Origin of the sequence: uncultured Bacteroides sp., assembly GCF_949298305.1 — a bacterium.
Taxonomy (GTDB): domain Bacteria; phylum Bacteroidota; class Bacteroidia; order Bacteroidales; family Bacteroidaceae; genus Bacteroides.
In genome coordinates this window covers 25,156-42,092 of sequence record NZ_CASFWU010000029.1, presented here as the reverse complement: position 1 = coordinate 42,092, position 16,937 = coordinate 25,156, and the positions used below count along the sequence as shown (strand labels likewise).

The window sequence follows — 16,937 nt, the reverse complement described above, 5'->3', positions numbered from 1 at the left end:
TGTCTCCTCAATTTTACCATAATAGTTATAAGGTGAGTTCTCTTTAAAATCTTCCCACGCCTTTTTTATTTTTTCGACAAGTTCGTCTGCTTCGTTTTGAAAAATCTTGTAATATGAATCAACTTCATTAATAAATAATGTAGGCCCATCACATCCGCTATTATCCAAGAAACCACCATTTTCATAACATTGTAAGTCTTTAGTGTTTAAAAATAGGGTATATGAATAACAGCAAAATGAGGCAGATACCATGTAAGAGTCTGGAATACAATTTTCTTTATCATCAAAATGCCATGTACTCAATTCTACATTATTAATTGTAAGATGCGGTTTCTGCTCCAACTTCTTTTCAACGTGTTCGTTGAATCGGTACGTACCCAGCACTTCCTTCCAGTAGAGGATGAACACTATCTTGTCACTGTTCCCCTTTACCCAGGCTGTCCACTGTCCGTAGTCTCTGCCCTTGTAGCTGTCCAAAACAAGAGGTCGAGTGCGAGGGTATGCCTTGTTGAGACGTTCAATCTCTTGCTCAATGTCCACCTTCAGCGCGTCCATGGCGAGGTCGTCTTTCACCAGCCGCTGGGTGAACTGCTCAATGTATTGTTGCAGTTCGCGTCCCTTGTTGTTGGTGCTGGCGTAGGTCTTGATGTGGTCTATGAAGTATGCTGCCATAATTCTAACTTATAATTACCGAACAGGTCGGTATGTGTTCCTTTACACTATTTATTTCCATCAGGTTGAGGTCACCTGTGTTCAAATATACTTCCGCCTCTGGGTCGCACTCTTCGAGGCGTTCCATAAGTTCTTGTACGGTCATGGCAGTGGGTCGGATAAGTTGAACACTCGGTTGATGGTCTCGGCCAGTTTCCCGCCGAACGGGAAGTCGTCTTCATACTCCACGGTGACGTCCGCCATGTGGTTGCCGTTCTCCGTGCGGAAAGGGATTCCGCGTTGTACGTGCACCGGCCATCGCTCTTCGATGATTCGGGACACCAATGCATTGGCTACCCGAGTGTCCAGTGTAAGATGCTCTTTTTTCATTTACATGTAGTTTTTATTGGTTCATAAATCGTCGTGTCCCGCATGGCGGAATCGAACCGCCGTCGCTTCCCAGCCTGGCTGACGCCATTCAGTCCGCTACCATTCGGACGCAGTGCGGGGTGGTGCCCTCGCGGCCTTCACAGGAGGCTCGGGCAGGCTAACTAACTAATTCTATGAGATACTATGACAGATGGTTTGAGTACCAGTAAGCGACCATTTCGCCAACGGTGCTTACACGCAGTTTGGCCTTGATGTTCTCCCGGTGTCGGTTGACCGTGCAGGGTGAGATGTGCAGCTCGTCGGCTATCTGCTCCGTCTGCAGGTTCTTGGCATACAGGCGGAACACCTCCATCTCCCTATCCGTGAGCTGCGTGTCCAGTTCCGGCTTGCACACCACGCCCTCCAGGGGGCACTCGCCTCGCAGCGGACAGCCCACTTCCTCGAACTGGAACACCCCGTGATGGTTGATGTCGATGGAAGCCTGGTTGTACTCGCCAAAATTGCATCTGATAAATCTGTGCACCACCTTGTACTCGTATGCTATCCGGTTCATCGAACTGGAGGAGTAAAGTTTCATCAGTGCCGTGTGCGCCTTGGGGTAACGCTCGCGGATGGCGGCCAGCATCTCGCATATCACGTCGCGGCAGTTCTCTGTCAGTATGTAGGCCGATTGCCCGACTGGCTTAACCATAACTTCACCTTCGGGTGTGGTGTAAAATTCGGTGTTGGCCAGGTCTTTCATTGCTTCGTGGGGAATAGTTCTTCAACACTCATGCCGAGGTATTCGGCAATTACTTTCTGCTTTAATGGGTGCGGAGTTGCATCTCCATTCATCCATCTGTACACGGACACTACTGACGACGAAGTCAATTCTGCCAGCTTCTTAATTGTGTCAAACTGCTGGTTTGGCAGGCTCTTAATGTAGTCTCTAAATACCATAATGATTGAAAACCTTATTAATAATTTGTTGTTTTATTGCGATAATCACAACTTCAATGCGTAAATCTCAGTTACACGGTGCAAACATAACATATTGATGTGAATATCGCAAGAAAAACATGAGATAATCTCATTTTATATCGAATATTTCTCATGCTATCAAACAAGAAGAACATCTAACTTTATAAATATGAACATAATAGAGAATATAAAGAAAATAAGAATTGAAAAGGGTGTTACTCAGGAAGTTTTGGCTGAAGCACTTTCTGTTGACCCTTCTGTCTTAAGCAATCTTGAGCGTGGGAAACGTGAATTGAAAGTTTCCGAACTTGAGATAATCGCAGATTGCTTGGGTGTTCGTGTCATAGACTTGTTTACGTGGCCGGTTCGATATGTTGAACCGGGACAAGAGAATGAAGGTGTGGAAGCTATCCTTCAGATCAAATTGAAGAAAGACCGGAAAGAACAGGTCCTTAAGCTTGTGTTTGGAGATAATAATTTAGAAATACTGAATAAATAGTAATTAATTATGAAAGTAGAAAGAAGGTCTTACTCGGAAAAAATGGAAGAACACATTAATGAAGTCTTTTATTATTGGGATTTTGTGTATGTTCACCTATCAAATAAATATGGTAAAACCTTTGTTGAATCTCATCCGGAAGTAGTGTCCACATTGGTACAATCAATCGCTACTAAAGATTTAGAAAGCTCAATTTTAGATATGTCTCATGATATGATAGATTCTCAAAAAGAGTTACAAGAAAAGTGTGATTCTATATCATCTGCCATATCAGAGATAACATTTCTATTAGAAAAGAAAACGCTATAATAGATTATATATGGCACTGAGTGATTTTTTAAGAATAAACTTGCCTTATGGCATGAGGAAAAATGACCGTGACGAATGGATGTTTTTTAATAGAGAGTACACATCTTTAGGTAACTCTTTAAACGAAACAATAGATGAACATTCATCCTATTATTGTTCTTACAAAGGAATTAATAAAAAATTGTTAGAACGGTTAGCTGAAGGTCGGTATACGGTTAACGAGAAAGGTGAGTACATTTGTTTGTGGTTTTATGATGATAAAACAAATCCCTATCAGAATAATGAAATTATACCTGATTTATGGGATAAATATGTGAAGAAACTACGTTTATTATCGAAATTGAATCGATAATTTGGAATTATACAAAATCAGACGTTTTCAGAAAATAAGACGAAATATTCGTATCACATATTATTGATAATCAGTAATGAAATGACAAAATTAAGTTCCTTTCACCCCGACAAAGAAAAATCAGAGATTTACAAAATAAATGTATTTCTCTGATTTTTCGTTTTTTGTGGGGTTGACGTTCCATCCATATCCTTTTATGTCCATATTATCCTGGCAATGCGCCTGATACGCCAATGTAGCCAATCAGGAATGCCCGCTGACCCGGTACTAATGCCAGCCGTTTCACCGAGAATGTAGACTGATTATGATAAGAGAATAAGAACAATCTTATCATACATAACTACGGACTGAAAGATAACTTTACCTTCACGCTGAATGACAACCAACTGAATCGCAACGACACAGTAAAGGCATCTGCCTACAACACCAACTTTAAAATGATGTCGTGAGGCTGGCCTATAAGTCACTAATGACGTCTACGACACCAAAGATTTGAAACGAGGAATTCTTAGATTTTCCTATTCAAACTCGTATAGTTGGGAAGGAACAGACCGTTTTAATGCGCAAAGCTGTACATCTTTGCCTACTATAATTCCCTTTTGCTTTAATTCCCATTCCACGGTCTTGTATGCCAGTTCAGGGTGATTGTTGTCTTTGCTCAAATGACAGAGCCAGATATATTTCAGGTGGTCGGTAAAATGTTCGGCTAAGAAACGGGCGGTGTCAAGATTGCTCATGTGTCCTGTACGGCTGGCAATCCGTTCTTTCAGATGCTGAGGATAGGTGCCCATACGCAGCATTTCTTCATCGTAGTTAGCTTCTATTATCAAATAATCAGCTTGCTCTATGTATCCGGCGGCGATAGGGGTTATTTCTCCCAAGTCTGTGAGGAACAAAAAGGTCTTATCGCCTATTTTGATACAATAGCCCACGTTGTCTGTGCCGTCATGAGGTACTTCAAAGGATTCTATCAGGAAGTCCTGCAATTGCAAAGGCTGCTGTTTCTCCAGATGACGGACGGAGGAGTGGAGTTTTTCTGTGACACAGTAGCTGCGATTGATGCCTTCATGGATGCGTGCTGTGGCATAGATGGGGATGTTCAGTTTTTCGCCCAGTCCACCTACGGCCTTGATATGATCAGCATGGTCGTGTGTGACGAACACGGCTCGTATCATTTCCATTCCTATACCTGCATCCTTTAACAGTTTTTTAATGCTGCGCGCGGCGATGCCTGCGTCAATCAGAATGCCATAGGTCTCAGTACCTATATAATAACAATTGCCACTGCTTCCGCTCGCAAGGCTTATAAATTTTACTTTCATTTCTGTCTTACTTACAAAAAATAGAGCACATTTCACAAACAATCGAATCTCTCCTTCTCCTTTATTTGGGCGCCTTTTTGTAGAGATAAAAGGCAATGAACGCATAAAGGATGTTCGGTATCCATACTGCAATGGCAGGAGGAACGTTTCCGTTGACGGCAAAGGTAGAGGCAATGGTCTGGAAAAGGATATAAGAGAAGCTTAACCCCAATCCGATACCCAGATGAAGTCCCATGCCCCCTTTGGTCTTCTTGGACGAAAGCGAAACACCAATCAGCGTCAGGATGAATGAGGCGAAAGACATGGCAATGCGCTTATGATATTCAATTTCGAATTCTTTGATGTTTGCAAACCCACGCTGTCGTTGTCGGTCAATGTATTCGCTCAGCTGAGGATTGGTAAGCATTTCCTGCTGGTTCTTCATTATCAGGAAGTCGGCCGGTTCCATAAACAGGGTAGTGTCTATGCGGGTTCCTCTGGTGATGCTTTCCTTCATGCCGTCCATTTGTCGTATCATATAGTCCTTAATGATCCACTTGTGTACGGAAGTGGTGTCGTATGTGATGGAACGTGCAGTCAGGTGTGATACCAACTGTTTGTCCTTGAACTTGTCCAATGAGAAGCGATAGCCTGTCTTGCTATAGTTTTCGTAGCGTTCAATATAGGCAATTACCCCTGAATCTACTTCAAGTTGGATGTTGCGTGCGGTATTGCTTTTACGTGGCTTATAATATTTGTCCTCGAAATTAATGCGTGTAACACTGCCTTTAGGTATCACGTAGGAGCCTAAATAGAAAGTAACTACGGCAATAATGGCAGCCGATACCATATAGGGCCGGAGCATCCGCTTGAAACTCATGCCTGTGGAGAACATGGCTATGATTTCGGAATTCTCTGCCAGCTTGGAAGTGAAGAATATGACGGCGATGAACACGAACAATGGGCTAAACAGATTGGCAAAGTAGGGCACAAAGTTCAGATAATAGTCGAATATGATGGCTTTCCACGGTGCTTCGTGTGACATGAAGCGGTCCATTTTTTCGTTGAAGTCGAATACCACTGCAATGGAAATAATCAGGGCAATGGTAAAGACGTATGTGCCCAAAAATTTCCTGATGATGTAGTAGTCCAGCCGCTTGAGAAACTTTCCGCGGGGTAACCTGATGCTTTTCAATATCTTCAAGTCTATTCTTTTCATAACCGTGTTGATACGCGTTTTATCATGGCTGGCTTCCAAGTGGAGAAGTCCCCTTGTATGATATGTTTACGGGCTTCGCCCACCAGCCACAGATAGAAAGCCAGATTGTGTATGGAGGCTATTTGCAAGGCCAGCAATTCTTGGGCATGAAAGAGGTGGCGGAGATAGGCTTTGGAGTAGAGGGTGTCTACGTAAGAGGCACCATCGGCTTCAATGGGTGAGAAGTCCGTTTCCCATTTTTTATTGCGCATGTTGATAATGCCGTCTTTGGTGAAGAGCATTCCGTTGCGGCCGTTACGGGTGGGCATTACACAATCGAACATGTCCACACCCCGTTCGATACCTTCCAGAATGTTGACAGGAGTGCCTACGCCCATCAGGTATCGGGGCTTGTCTTTGGGAAGTATTTCGTTGACCAGCTCAATCATTTCGTACATTTTCTCCGTTGGTTCGCCTACGGCCAAGCCACCAATGGCATTGCCTTCGGCTCCTTTGGAGGCGATAAATTCGGCCGACTGCCTGCGCAGGTCGGGATACACACACCCCTGCACAATGGGGAAAAGCGACTGGTGATAACCATACTTGGGTTCCGTTTCGTTGAAACGCTGAAGGCAGCGGTCAAGCCAGCGGTGGGTGAGCTCCATCGATTTCTTGGCGTAGGCATAGTCGGCGTCGCCGGGAGTGCACTCATCGAAAGCCATCATGATGTCGGCGCCGATTGTACGTTCGATATCCATCACCTTCTCAGGGGTGAAAATGTGCTTGCTACCATCAATGTGCGAACGGAATTCCGCACCTTCTTCCTTCAGTTTACGGATGCCAGCCAGCGAAAACACCTGAAACCCGCCGCTATCTGTCAGCATGGGACGGTCGAAACCGTTGAATTTGTGCAGTCCTCCTGCCTTTTCGATGACATCCAGTCCCGGACGGAGGTAAAGATGGTAGGTATTGCCCAGAATAATCTGGGCTTTGATGTCGTTCTTCAGTTCCGTCAGATGAACTCCCTTAACGGTGCCGAGCGTACCGACAGGCATGAAGATAGGGGTTTCTATCTGTCCGTGGTCTGTGGTAATCAGTCCCGCCCGTGCCTGGCTTTTGCTGTCTGTATATTGTAATTCAAATGTCATTCCGCTTCTGTCTTTTCTTTTTTAACGGACAGGTCAATGGCATCGGCTACCTTTTCGTCAGTCAGCGCAATGGCAAACACCTCTTTTATATCTTTCACGTAGTGGAAAGTCAGCCCTTTCAGGTAAATCTCCTGTATTTCTTCTATATTCTTGCGGTTTTCTTCGCTCAAGATGATTTCTTTGATACCTGCGCGCTTGGCAGCCAGTATCTTTTCCTTGATGCCGCCAACGGGAAGTACCTTGCCGCGCAGGGTGATTTCGCCTGTCATAGCCAGGTTGGCCTTGACTTTGCGCTGAGTGAGAGCTGACGCCAAAGAAGTAGCCATGGTAATACCGGCCGACGGTCCGTCCTTGGGGATGGCGCCTTCGGGCACGTGAATATGTATATTCCAATTGTCGAAAATTTCTTCATCCAATTGCAGGAGCGAGGAGTGGGCCTTGATGTATTCAAGTGCCAGCATTGCCGATTCCTTCATTACGTCACCCAAGTTGCCTGTCAGCGTCAGACGTCCGCCCTTGCCACGACTCAGGCTGGTTTCTACAAAGAGAATTTCTCCGCCAACGGCTGTCCATGCCAAACCTGTGACGACGCCTGCGTATTCATTTCCTTGATACTTATCGCGTGTATATTCAGGGGCTCCGAGAAACTCATATAAGTCGGAAGGCTTGATTTCCGTCTTTGCAAAGTAGCCGTCGGTAGCATACTGACGTGCCGACTTACGCAGGATTTTACCTATCTTTTTCTCCAGTTCGCGTACGCCGCTTTCGCGGGTATAGGATTCAATGATGGCTTCCAGCGTATTCTTGGGTATCTTGATGTCGTTCTTCTTCATGCCATTGGCCTCCAGTTCCTTCGGAACCAAGTGGCGGCGGGCAATCTCAATCTTTTCTTCGGTAATGTAGCCGCTCACTTCAATCAGCTCCATACGGTCGAGCAGAGGTTCGGGTATGGTGTTGAGGTTGTTGGCCGTAGCTATGAACATCACTTTCGACAGGTCGTAATCCACATCCAGAAAATTGTCGTGGAAAGTGGTGTTCTGCTCCGGATCGAGCACTTCCAACAAAGCCGATGAGGGATCTCCCTGGCGGTCGGCACTCACTTTGTCTATTTCGTCCAGGATAAACACCGGATTGGAAGAACCGGCCTTTATCAGGCTTTTGATGATACGTCCCGGCATGGCTCCGATGTATGTCTTGCGATGTCCGCGTATTTCGGCTTCATCGTGCACGCCACCCAACGACATACGGATGTATTTCCGCTTCAGCGCAGCGGCAATGGAGCGTCCCAGCGAGGTTTTTCCTACTCCCGGAGGGCCATAGAGGCAGATGATGGGAGATTTCATGTCACCCTTCAACTTCAGGACGGCCAGGTGTTCCAAAATGCGTTCCTTAACCTTTTCCAAACCGTAATGGTCCTTGTTTAAGGCTTTTTCTGCGTTGGTCAGATTCAGGTTGTCCGTGGTATAGATGCCCCACGGAAGACTGAGCATCGTCTGCAAATAGTTCAACTGCACACTATAATCGGGCGACTGGGGATGTGTACGCTCCAGTTTGTCCACTTCTTTCAGAAAAACCTCTTTCACTTCGGCGCTCCACTTGATGCTTTCCGCCTTTTTGCGCATTTCTTCTATTTCCTGTTCCTGTCCGCTGCCTCCCAGTTCGTCCTGAATGGTCTTTATCTGTTGTTGCAGGAAATATTCGCGCTGTTGTTGGTCGATGTCTTCACGGGCACGCATTTGGATAGACTCCTTGATTTCTGCCAACTGTACTTCTCGGTTCAGAATCTCAAGCAGGCGGTAGGTACGGGCACGGAGCGAGTCAATGCGGAGCAATTCTATCTTTTCATCCTTTTTCAAGGGAAGATTGGTACAGATAAAGTCTATCAAGAACATCGGGTTATTGATATTCTTGATGGCGAAGGCGGAATCCTGCGGAAACATGTCTGAGGTCCGGATGTATCTTACAGTCAGATCCTTGACTGCTTCTACCAGCGCATGGAACTCCTTGTCGTTCTTATCGGGCAATTCTTCGTCAAGCGTGGCGATACGGCCTCTCAGATAGGGGGCTGTTTCAATGATTTCCTTTAGCTCTATCCGTTTGGAACCCTGTAAAATGACGGTGGTTGTCTGGTCTGGCATTTCGAGGACGCGCACAATTTTTGCAACGGTTCCGATGGTATGCAGGTCTTCAAACTGGGGAGATTCGGTTTCGGCCACCTTTTGGCAGACTACTCCGATAAAAGTTCCCTTCTTCTCGGCCTCACGCACCAGTTTCAGAGAGCTTTTCCTACCCACGGATACGGGCATAAACACTCCCGGAAACAGCACCATGTTGCGCAGAGGCAATATGGGCACTATATCATCCACGTCAATATCCATCAGTTGTTCCTCATTCCCCTCAAAATCGGCAATGACGGAAAAACCGTTTCCGCTTCTATCTTCTATCTCACTCAGGTATTTTCTTTTCTTCATTTCGTTCTTATTAATTTATGTCATATTGGCAGGGCAATAGAGCGCCTGCAAAGTTAGCTATTTCTTCCATTAAATTGGCGTTCGTTTCCTTTAAAAAGACAAAAACAGTACCAAAATGGAGGAGGTTAGCCGGGCTTTGACTATTTTTGAGCCCGATTAACGAAGATAAATATGTCGAACCCTTATTTTCAGTTTAAACAATTTACCGTATGGCATGACCGATGCGCCATGAAAGTGGGCACAGACGGGGTGCTTTTGGGGGCATGGGCGCCTGTAGAAGGGCGCAAACGAATATTGGATGTGGGCACCGGTACGGGGCTTATAGCCTTGCAAATGGCACAGCGCACAACCGATGCCCGGATTGTAGCCGTCGAGATAGACGAGGAGGCGGCAACGCAAGCGCGGGAGAATGTGGCCCGCTCTCCTTGGGCGGATCGGATAGAAGTGGTGTGTGGTAACTTCAGGGAATATGCGGCAAAGGAGCAATTTGATTTGATTGTCTCCAATCCGCCTTATTTCGTAGACGCGTTGAAGTGCCCGGACAAAGAACGGAGTCAGGCCAGACACTCAACCGGCGGATTGAATTATGACTTGCTTTTCCGCCGTTCTGCTGTCTCGTTGCAAGAGGGAGGGCTCATTTGCGTTATCATCCCCGCGGAGGTGGAGAAAATGGTAACCGATGCCGCATGGGAGCATGGAATGTATCCGTGCAGACAACTGAATGTCTATACCAAACCCGGAAAGCCCCGCCGCAGGGTGCTGCTGGCATTCGGGCTGGAGGATAAAGATTGCCTGGCGGACGACCTGTACATTGAGTCGTCTGCGGCCCGGTATTCGCCCGAATACATCGCCCTGACTTCCGGTTTCTACCTCAACATGTAGCCTCTCCGTTTCTGTCTCAGCGTTTGCACAGCCTGCGGTAGTCGCAGTAGTCGCACAGTTTCTCGTGCTCCGTCTGGCTGAAAGGTTCGGCGGGGTCAAAGATTTCTTTCAGCAACGCCTGCAAACGCTCCCTGAAGTCGTCTTCGTAGAACGCAAAGTTGTTGACCGGCGTCTTGGGCTGGCGGACAGGTCCCATTTCGATGACCGGCGAATAGCTTTCCGATGCCGCCCGATGGATGTAGAGCAGGGAAGGAGCCACTTTCAACGGCTGCTTGCGGCATACGATGGCGGCGTAGAGAAAGGTCTGGAAAATATAACCCGGACGATTCTCGGCGGGAATGAACAGCTGGCCGATGTTTTCAGGAGTTTTGGGCATCCCTCCAGTCTTGTAATCAACAATGCGCAAAGTTTCTCCTTTGACATCCATGCGGTCGATAGTGCCGCCTATACGAACGGTCAATCTGCCTTGCGGGGTATCAATCTCCATCACTTCGGACACGGACTGTTCCATTCCTTCCATGCGGAAAGGAGCATATTGCAGGTCGTTTCGTAAAAGCTGTTGCAGGTACGAGGCGATTACCTTGGCATGTATCAGCTGGGTGCCGTTATATTCGGGACGTTCATCTTTCTGTGCATGGAAGAATATCTCTTTGAATGAGTTATCTACGTATGACTGAAGTTTTACTTTATCCTTCAGCAATTCTTCCAGTTCCTTTTTTCCGATGTCCTTTCCGTGTGCGGTAAGCTCCAGATAAACCTGTTCGGCCGAGCGGTGGAAGAGGGTACCGAAAAGAGCCGAGTCAATCTCCGCACTAACCTCGTCGGGAGTCTTCAATCCGGCTATGTAACGGAAATAGAATTTCAGTCGGCAGTCAAGGTAGGTGTTGAGCGCCGAGGGCGAGAAGAGGGCTTTGGGATGCAGGCAGGTGTCGTAGGTGCGGCACATGCGCTCCACCACCTCTTCGGTTTTCTCAATTCGGATGGCCCGCCGTTGCTGGGGCGACTGTCCCGCTTCCAGGTATTCACGCACAATGTCGTGGGGCGATTCCACCAAAAACTGAAGCATGAAGCGAGACATTTCACCGCGGTTCAACCCTTCGGTGGCGGTATTATAGAGCAGTGTAACGTTTTCCGCCCGCTGAATGAGGCGGTAGAAGTAATAGGCGTAAACGGAATTCTTGTGCTCGATGGTGGTCATGCCGAAAGCCTTGCGCAGATTGTAGGGGATGAAGGACGATTCTCCGCCAGCTTTGGGCAGTTGTCCTTCGTTCAATGAGAGTATCAGCAGATTGCGGAAGTCCAAATTACGGGTCTCCAGTACTCCCATCACTTGCATACCGATGGCCGGTTCGCCGTGGAAAGGAATATTGGCTGCCGTCATCAACCTGTCCAGCAACCGCTTCAGCGTGTCTGTACGTAAGGTCAGCTCGCCGCTTTCTATCAGGGTGAGCAGACGGTTTATCATTGTGTAGCTCTTGAACAGCGCTTCACGATAGAGTTGGCTGTAGATGTCTTTCGTTTCGTCCGTTCCTCGATAGATTGCCGCTGCTTCGCGCAGGATGCCGGACAGGTAGGTACACAGTTGCCGGATTCCCTCCTGTGGAGTAAATATGTATTCGAGCAAGGCATCAGCCTTCAGCTCCGACGGATAAGGGTAGAAACGGTTGTTTTGTATCAGACTGTTTTCCAACAGTTCCGCGGCAGCGGATAATCGGCGGATATAGGGATGTCTCAATACACTGAGCACATTGTCGTAAAGGAAACGTCCCGTCTGCGACTGGTAGCCCGTAGTCTGGAGCTCCATCAGTACGCTGATGAAGCTGTAGGCAGGAGTCTGGGAGAGGGGGAACCCCATCGTGACGTTGACGTTCTTCACCTCTGGGGGAATGGAGTGGAGTACGGGTAGTAGAAGCGATTCGTTGCAAAGTACCACGGCGTTCTCCTTTTCACGGCTTGCAGCAGTGTCTCCTTTCATCACCGACCGTACCCACTCTGGCAGGTAGCGTGCCTGTGCGTTTTCGGTAGGAGCCGAGATGAAGCGCACCTGTTTGGGCTTGCGCATCACGTCGAAAGCCGATTCGGGCAACTGGTTGGGGAACAGCTTCAGGTTACGGAGGATAAATTCGCCCGCCTCGTGGGTATAGGGAGGTTGCTGTTCGTGGGGCAGACGGGTGTAGAAGAGGTCGTAATCCCAGTAGAAGAGAGCCTTGCCCGCATCTTGCAGAAGGCGGAAGAAGGCGGTCTCCACCTTGTTGAGCACGTTGAAGCCCACAAACACATAGTGCTTGTAGGGCAGGGCGGAGATGTCCAGTCGCTCCATGACGTCGCGGTACATCATGCCCTCGTAGGCGATGCCCAGCCTTGAAAGGTTGTCGCGGTAACGGTGGTAGATGACCCCCAGCTTGTCCCACAGTGAGATGAAGCGTTCCTTCAGTGCGGTGCGCTTGTCGATGGAGAAGTTCTGGAAGAACTGGCGGATGGCTTCTTCCTGCTCCTTGTCCAGAAAGTCGTAGTCGTCCATGATGTTTTTCAGGTCCTGCAGGTTGGCAAACAGCTTGTCCGCATCAACCAGATTCTTGTCCACGTCGTCAAAGTCGCCGATGAGCAGTTCGCCCCAGAAGTAGAAGTCGTCCAGTGTCTCGTCGCTGCGGGTCTCTTCGCGGAAGACCTTGTAGAGCTCGCAAACGAGACGGATGGGGTCGCCGGGCTGATAGGGCGAAAGTTCACGGAAAAGCTCGCTGATGCTGACGTAGGCGGGTGCCCACAGCGGACGGTCCGACTCGGCAGCGAGGGATTCGTTGAAGAACAAGCCGGCACGCTTGTTGGGGAAGACGACCGCCGTATAGGCCAGTTCGTCGCCTATCTTGGAGTAGAGGTCGCGGGCGACCTGTTGGAGAAATGTATCCATATTGTATTGTCAGTACTTACTTTTGAGTTAATGTCTGTCTTCATATTCAAGGCTGTACCTGCTCGATGGTTTCTTCGTCTACATACCACAGATAGCCGCTGATGTCTCCGGCGGCATGGTCCATGCGGGCCAGCAGTTGCATGTATTCTTTTACCTGACGATTGTACTTTTTGTTAGGCTTGCCGAACTTGAAATCCACCACCACCAGCTTGTCGCCGCGCTTCATCACGCGGTCGGGCCGGCGGTTCTTCAGTTCGCCGTTTTCCAACCAGACGATGTCTCGCTCGTTGAACAGTTCCCAACTGCCCGAGTACCAGTCCTTCACCTGCGGAAGCGAGAAAGCGCGGCGGGTCAGTGCACGGATTTCCCTTTCGTTCTCCAGGCTGTCTATCACTCCCTCGAACACCAGGCGGCTGATAGCCTCGTCAATGTCCGCTTCCGTCCCGATGGCAGAGAAAAGCGTGTGGAGCAGGCGTCCGCGGTTGATGAACCGATGGGCCGACTCTTCTTCACCAACGCCCGCAATGAAGTCGGCCGAGCGGTTGGACTGCCGGAACTCGATGTCATGTCTCATGCTCTCCATGCTCACGGGACGTTTCTGCGGCTTCCGTGCCAGCAGGTTGGTGACGGATTGGCTGTCTTCCTCCTTCTTGTCGGCCGAGGGACAGAGCGTACCGCTTTCGTAGACGGCCTCCTCCTCGTCCCATGTCCCTTCGCCCGCGGCGGCTATGAGGGGCAGCGAGCGGGACAGCAGTTCGGCCACCGTTCCTTTCTGGTTCTTCTTGCTCCAGATTACGAGGTTCTTGCCTGCCCGTGTGAAGGCCACGTAGAGCAGGTTCAGGTTGTCCACCCAGAGCTGGAGTCTCTCCTGCAGGTAGTCCTGCCGGTAGACGGACTCGGCCATCGTGGCCGAATAATTGACGGGCACGAGGTCCAGCATGTTGTAGGGTGCTTCCGAGGCCGTACACCAGACAAGCTGGTTATTGGTTTCGTTTTCCATTTTCCAGTCGCAGAAGGGAATCAGTACTGTGTGGAACTCCAGTCCTTTAGATTTATGGATGGAGAAGATGCGTATGCCTTCCATTTCTCCGCTGGGGATGGTCTTGGAGCAGAGTGTCTCATCCCAATATCGGATGAAGCCGCCGAGTTCGGAAGAGTGGTCTTGCAGGTATTCGGTCACGGCATCGAAGAAGGAGAACAGATAGGCTTCCTGCTTTTCAATGCGGTTCATGCCGAAGATGCCGAACAATTCTTCCAGCAGTTCGTAGAGGGGCATCAGGCGCAGCTCCTCCTGTCGGGTGATGAAAGCTTCGGGCAGTTCGCCTGACATCTCTCCTGCCAGCAGATTGTCCCACCCGCCTTGATAGCTGCATACCGAGAGTTGGTAGTCCAATATCAGCGAGGCACGGGCAATCTGCTCTTCGGGGTCGCACAGGTAGCGCAGGGCATCCATCAGCATACAGACGGCCTGCGAGGCATCCAGCCGGAAGGCCTCGTCGGAGACTACGGGCAGGTGGAGTTCTTTGTCGAAGTAGTCGGCAATGGGAGGAATGTTCTTGTTCTTGCGTACCAGGATGGTGATGTCGTTCAGCCGGACACCGGCTTCGAGCAACCGTGCCACCTCGTCGCCCAAGGCGGCCAGCGTCACGTCGGTGTAGCTTTGTTCCTCGTCGGGCTCCAGGAAGCGGGCTTTGACATAACCCCTCGTTTCGGCTTTGGGCGACTCCTGCACCACGTCGGCATAGGCATGTTTAAGCGGATAGCATTCTTCCTTCAGTTCTTCCAGGTGCTGGGCGTTCAGCCAGTTTACGGCTTCGGTGAAGAAGCGGTTGTTGAAGCTGATGATGCGGCTTTCGCTGCGTCGGTTCACCTTCAGCGTCTCGATGCGGACCGGGAAGGGGAAGGCAGGCGAGGTCGGGTTGCCCAGGCTGTTCAGGATGCCCCAGTCGCCGTTGCGCCAGCGGTAGATGGACTGCTTCACGTCTCCTACAATCAGACTGTCGGCTCCCTGCGAAAGGCCTTCGAGCAGCAGCAGGCGGAAGTTGTCCCACTGCATGCGGCTGGTGTCCTGAAACTCGTCTATCATCACGTTGCGGATGTTGGCTCCCAGCTTCTCGAACACAAAGGAAGAATCGCCTTCGGACACCAGCTTATGTAGCAGGGCGTTGGTGTCGGACAGCAGAAAACGGTTGTGCTCCCTGTTCTGGGTGCGCACTTCCTCATCAATGTGGTTGAGCAGCTGCAACTTGTTGAGGTGCTGCAACGACAGGCGGCAACTGTTCACGGTGCGGTTCTTCAGGGGGCGCAGCGCTTCGGCGTCGCGCAGCAGAGGCAGCAGGCTGTTCTCGGCCAGCCGGAGGATGTCTTCTCTTCGTGCCGAGGTCTTGGCAGCCCAGTTTGCGGCACTGTTCAGGCTGTTCTGCAAGGTTGCGTTCAGCACGTCCTTGTCGCTCAGTTTGCCGTCGCGCAGCTTACGGAAGTAGCTGCCTATGCCGCGTGAACCGTTCTTCAGGTCGTCCGCCGCAAGGTTGTGGACCTCCAGTTCGCCCTCAAACTGGTCGTAGAATCCTTTCATCTGCTCCAGGGCCTCGGCCTCCATCTCGCGCAGCACTTCGCGGTAGAGCCTGACCACCTCGGGGTCGCGCAGCTTCAGCCGCAGCTTCCCGCCGCGTTCGATGTAGCCTTCGTCGAAGATGTTCCTGCCGAAGCTCTTCACCTCGTTGGACACATTCCAGCGTTTGTCGTCGGCAATGCGCTCGTAGATGTAGTCCAGCAGCCACGCCAGGACGGGCGAGGTAGGCGTCAGCTTTTCTATGAGGCTGTCTACCGCTTCGTCCAGTATCTGTGTGTTGTCCAGCTCGATGTTCAGGTTGGGGCTGAGCTCCAGCTCGCGGGCCAGGTTGCGCATCACCGACTGGAAGAACGAGTCGATGGTCTCTACGCGGAAGCGGCTGTAGTCGTGCAGCATGTATTGCAGGGCCATTCCCGCCCTGTGGCGCAGTTCGTTGTCGGTATAGGGCTTGTTTTCCTGAGCCAGTTTGGCTTTGATTTGTTGCAGATAGGCGTCCGATGCCGGGTCACCCTGCCAGATGCCGTATAGCTGTTGCAGGATGCGCTCCTTCATCTCGGTGGTTGCCTTATTGGTGAAGGTCACCGCCAGTATCTGCCGGTATGCGTAAGGATTGATTATCAGGTGCCTGATGTATTCCACTGCCAGTGTAAACGTCTTGCCCGAGCCGGCGGAAGCCTTATATACTAATAATTCCATGTAATTTGCAGCATGAGTTAACCCTACAAAAGTACACTTTTCGGTCGAAAGACCACATACGGAGAGGCTGATTTTTCGCTCTCTTTTGAGCGGTCATACGGGGAAAACGAGGTTCTCCTGAAGCATTTTGAACACTCTTTCGGTTGGAATGGATGGATGCGCCGTGTGTGGTTATGGCGTAAAATGGTTGCAAAAAGTCGGAATAAGGAGCATTTTGCTGACACGGGAATTTGGCAAACGGTCCGAAATAGATGTCTGAAAACGCTTTTCCGGATGAGGAGGAAGGCCACGGTGCAGGCATTGTCCGTTCGCAATGCTTGTCCCGACCGTTCACAATGCTTGTTCCGTCCGCGCAGATTGCTTGTTGGGGACACCAATAATGCTTGTTCGGAACGTCCAAAAGCCTTGTTTCGGTCCTTCGGAAGGGTAGTTGTCTCCTTCAAAGTGGCTTTTCGAACCGTAAAAGAGGGTGTTTTCCTCTCCCGGGAGCTGCTTTTTTCTCTCTTTCAAATGTAAAGATTTCGCTATCTTTCTGCCACGCAGCCGATTACGGATTTTCATTCCCGTTTTTTCGTGCGAGCCGGACGGAAGGCCGAAATA

14 protein-coding genes are annotated in these 16,937 nt (G+C 49.7%); 4 read left to right on the top strand and 10 right to left on the bottom strand.

Annotation, left to right across the window (positions count from 1 at the left end):
• The 3 genes from Q1Y74_RS05775 to Q1Y74_RS05765 all read right to left on the bottom strand — a co-directional run.
• Window positions 1-672: hypothetical protein (locus tag Q1Y74_RS05775; protein WP_300812825.1), on the bottom strand; the 672-nt coding region annotated here is incomplete at its 3' end.
• A 141-nt stretch (window positions 673-813) separates the two neighbouring features.
• A complete protein-coding gene (locus Q1Y74_RS05770; protein ID WP_300812823.1) occupies window positions 814-1,041 on the bottom strand; it encodes a hypothetical protein in 228 nt (75 codons plus the stop codon).
• A gap of 181 nt (window positions 1,042-1,222) precedes the next feature.
• Complete coding sequence (locus Q1Y74_RS05765; protein ID WP_300812820.1) at window positions 1,223-1,783, bottom strand: helix-turn-helix transcriptional regulator; 561 nt, start codon at window positions 1,781-1,783, stop codon at window positions 1,223-1,225.
• A gap of 387 nt (window positions 1,784-2,170) precedes the next feature.
• On the opposite strand from Q1Y74_RS05765, the gene Q1Y74_RS05755 reads away from it, so the two are divergent.
• From Q1Y74_RS05755 to Q1Y74_RS05745, 3 genes are read left to right on the top strand one after another with little or no spacing between them, the layout of a single operon-like run.
• Complete coding sequence (locus Q1Y74_RS05755) at window positions 2,171-2,500, top strand: helix-turn-helix transcriptional regulator (protein ID WP_300812817.1); 330 nt, start codon at window positions 2,171-2,173, stop codon at window positions 2,498-2,500.
• Window positions 2,501-2,509: 9 nt separating this feature from the next.
• Entirely contained in the window at window positions 2,510-2,809 is a 300-nt protein-coding gene (locus tag Q1Y74_RS05750) for a hypothetical protein (RefSeq protein ID WP_300812815.1), read from the top strand.
• A 10-nt stretch (window positions 2,810-2,819) separates the two neighbouring features.
• Window positions 2,820-3,161, top strand: coding sequence for a hypothetical protein (locus Q1Y74_RS05745; protein ID WP_300812813.1), 342 nt, complete (start codon window positions 2,820-2,822; stop codon window positions 3,159-3,161).
• 518 nt (window positions 3,162-3,679) lie between these two features.
• Here Q1Y74_RS05745 and Q1Y74_RS05740 read toward each other — a convergent pair.
• The 4 genes from Q1Y74_RS05740 to lon all read right to left on the bottom strand — a co-directional run bounded on the left by Q1Y74_RS05740 (window position 3,680) and on the right by lon (window position 9,279).
• Entirely contained in the window at window positions 3,680-4,483 is an 804-nt protein-coding gene (locus Q1Y74_RS05740) for an MBL fold metallo-hydrolase (protein WP_300812811.1), read from the bottom strand.
• Between the two features lie 61 nt (window positions 4,484-4,544).
• Window positions 4,545-5,681 carry an LptF/LptG family permease gene (locus Q1Y74_RS05735; RefSeq protein WP_300812809.1) on the bottom strand — a complete coding sequence of 379 codons (1,137 nt, stop codon included), beginning with the start codon at window positions 5,679-5,681 and terminating at the stop codon, window positions 4,545-4,547.
• Window positions 5,678-6,808: a tRNA guanosine(34) transglycosylase Tgt gene (tgt, locus tag Q1Y74_RS05730; protein WP_300812807.1), complete on the bottom strand. Its 1,131-nt coding sequence runs from the start codon at window positions 6,806-6,808 to the stop codon at window positions 5,678-5,680. Before tgt ends, Q1Y74_RS05735 begins: the two co-directional genes overlap by 4 nt.
• Entirely contained in the window at window positions 6,805-9,279 is a 2,475-nt protein-coding gene (lon, locus tag Q1Y74_RS05725; RefSeq protein WP_300812805.1) for an endopeptidase La, read from the bottom strand. The genes tgt and lon overlap by 4 nt, the downstream gene beginning before the upstream one ends.
• Window positions 9,280-9,450: 171 nt before the next feature.
• Between lon and Q1Y74_RS05720 the strand changes: the two genes are divergently transcribed.
• Entirely contained in the window at window positions 9,451-10,161 is a 711-nt protein-coding gene (locus Q1Y74_RS05720) for a tRNA1(Val) (adenine(37)-N6)-methyltransferase (protein WP_300812803.1), read from the top strand.
• Between the two features lie 16 nt (window positions 10,162-10,177).
• On the opposite strand, the gene Q1Y74_RS05715 is transcribed toward Q1Y74_RS05720, so the two are convergent.
• The 3 genes from Q1Y74_RS05715 to Q1Y74_RS05705 form a co-directional block, all read right to left on the bottom strand.
• Window positions 10,178-13,069: a PD-(D/E)XK nuclease family protein gene (locus tag Q1Y74_RS05715; protein ID WP_300812800.1), complete on the bottom strand. Its 2,892-nt coding sequence runs from the start codon at window positions 13,067-13,069 to the stop codon at window positions 10,178-10,180.
• A 46-nt stretch (window positions 13,070-13,115) separates the two neighbouring features.
• Window positions 13,116-16,337 carry an exodeoxyribonuclease V subunit beta gene (locus Q1Y74_RS05710; protein WP_300812798.1) on the bottom strand — a complete coding sequence of 1,074 codons (3,222 nt, stop codon included), beginning with the start codon at window positions 16,335-16,337 and terminating at the stop codon, window positions 13,116-13,118.
• A gap of 330 nt (window positions 16,338-16,667) precedes the next feature.
• Window positions 16,668-16,898: a hypothetical protein gene (locus Q1Y74_RS05705; RefSeq protein ID WP_300812796.1), complete on the bottom strand. Its 231-nt coding sequence runs from the start codon at window positions 16,896-16,898 to the stop codon at window positions 16,668-16,670.
• Window positions 16,899-16,937: the final 39 nt, after the last annotated feature.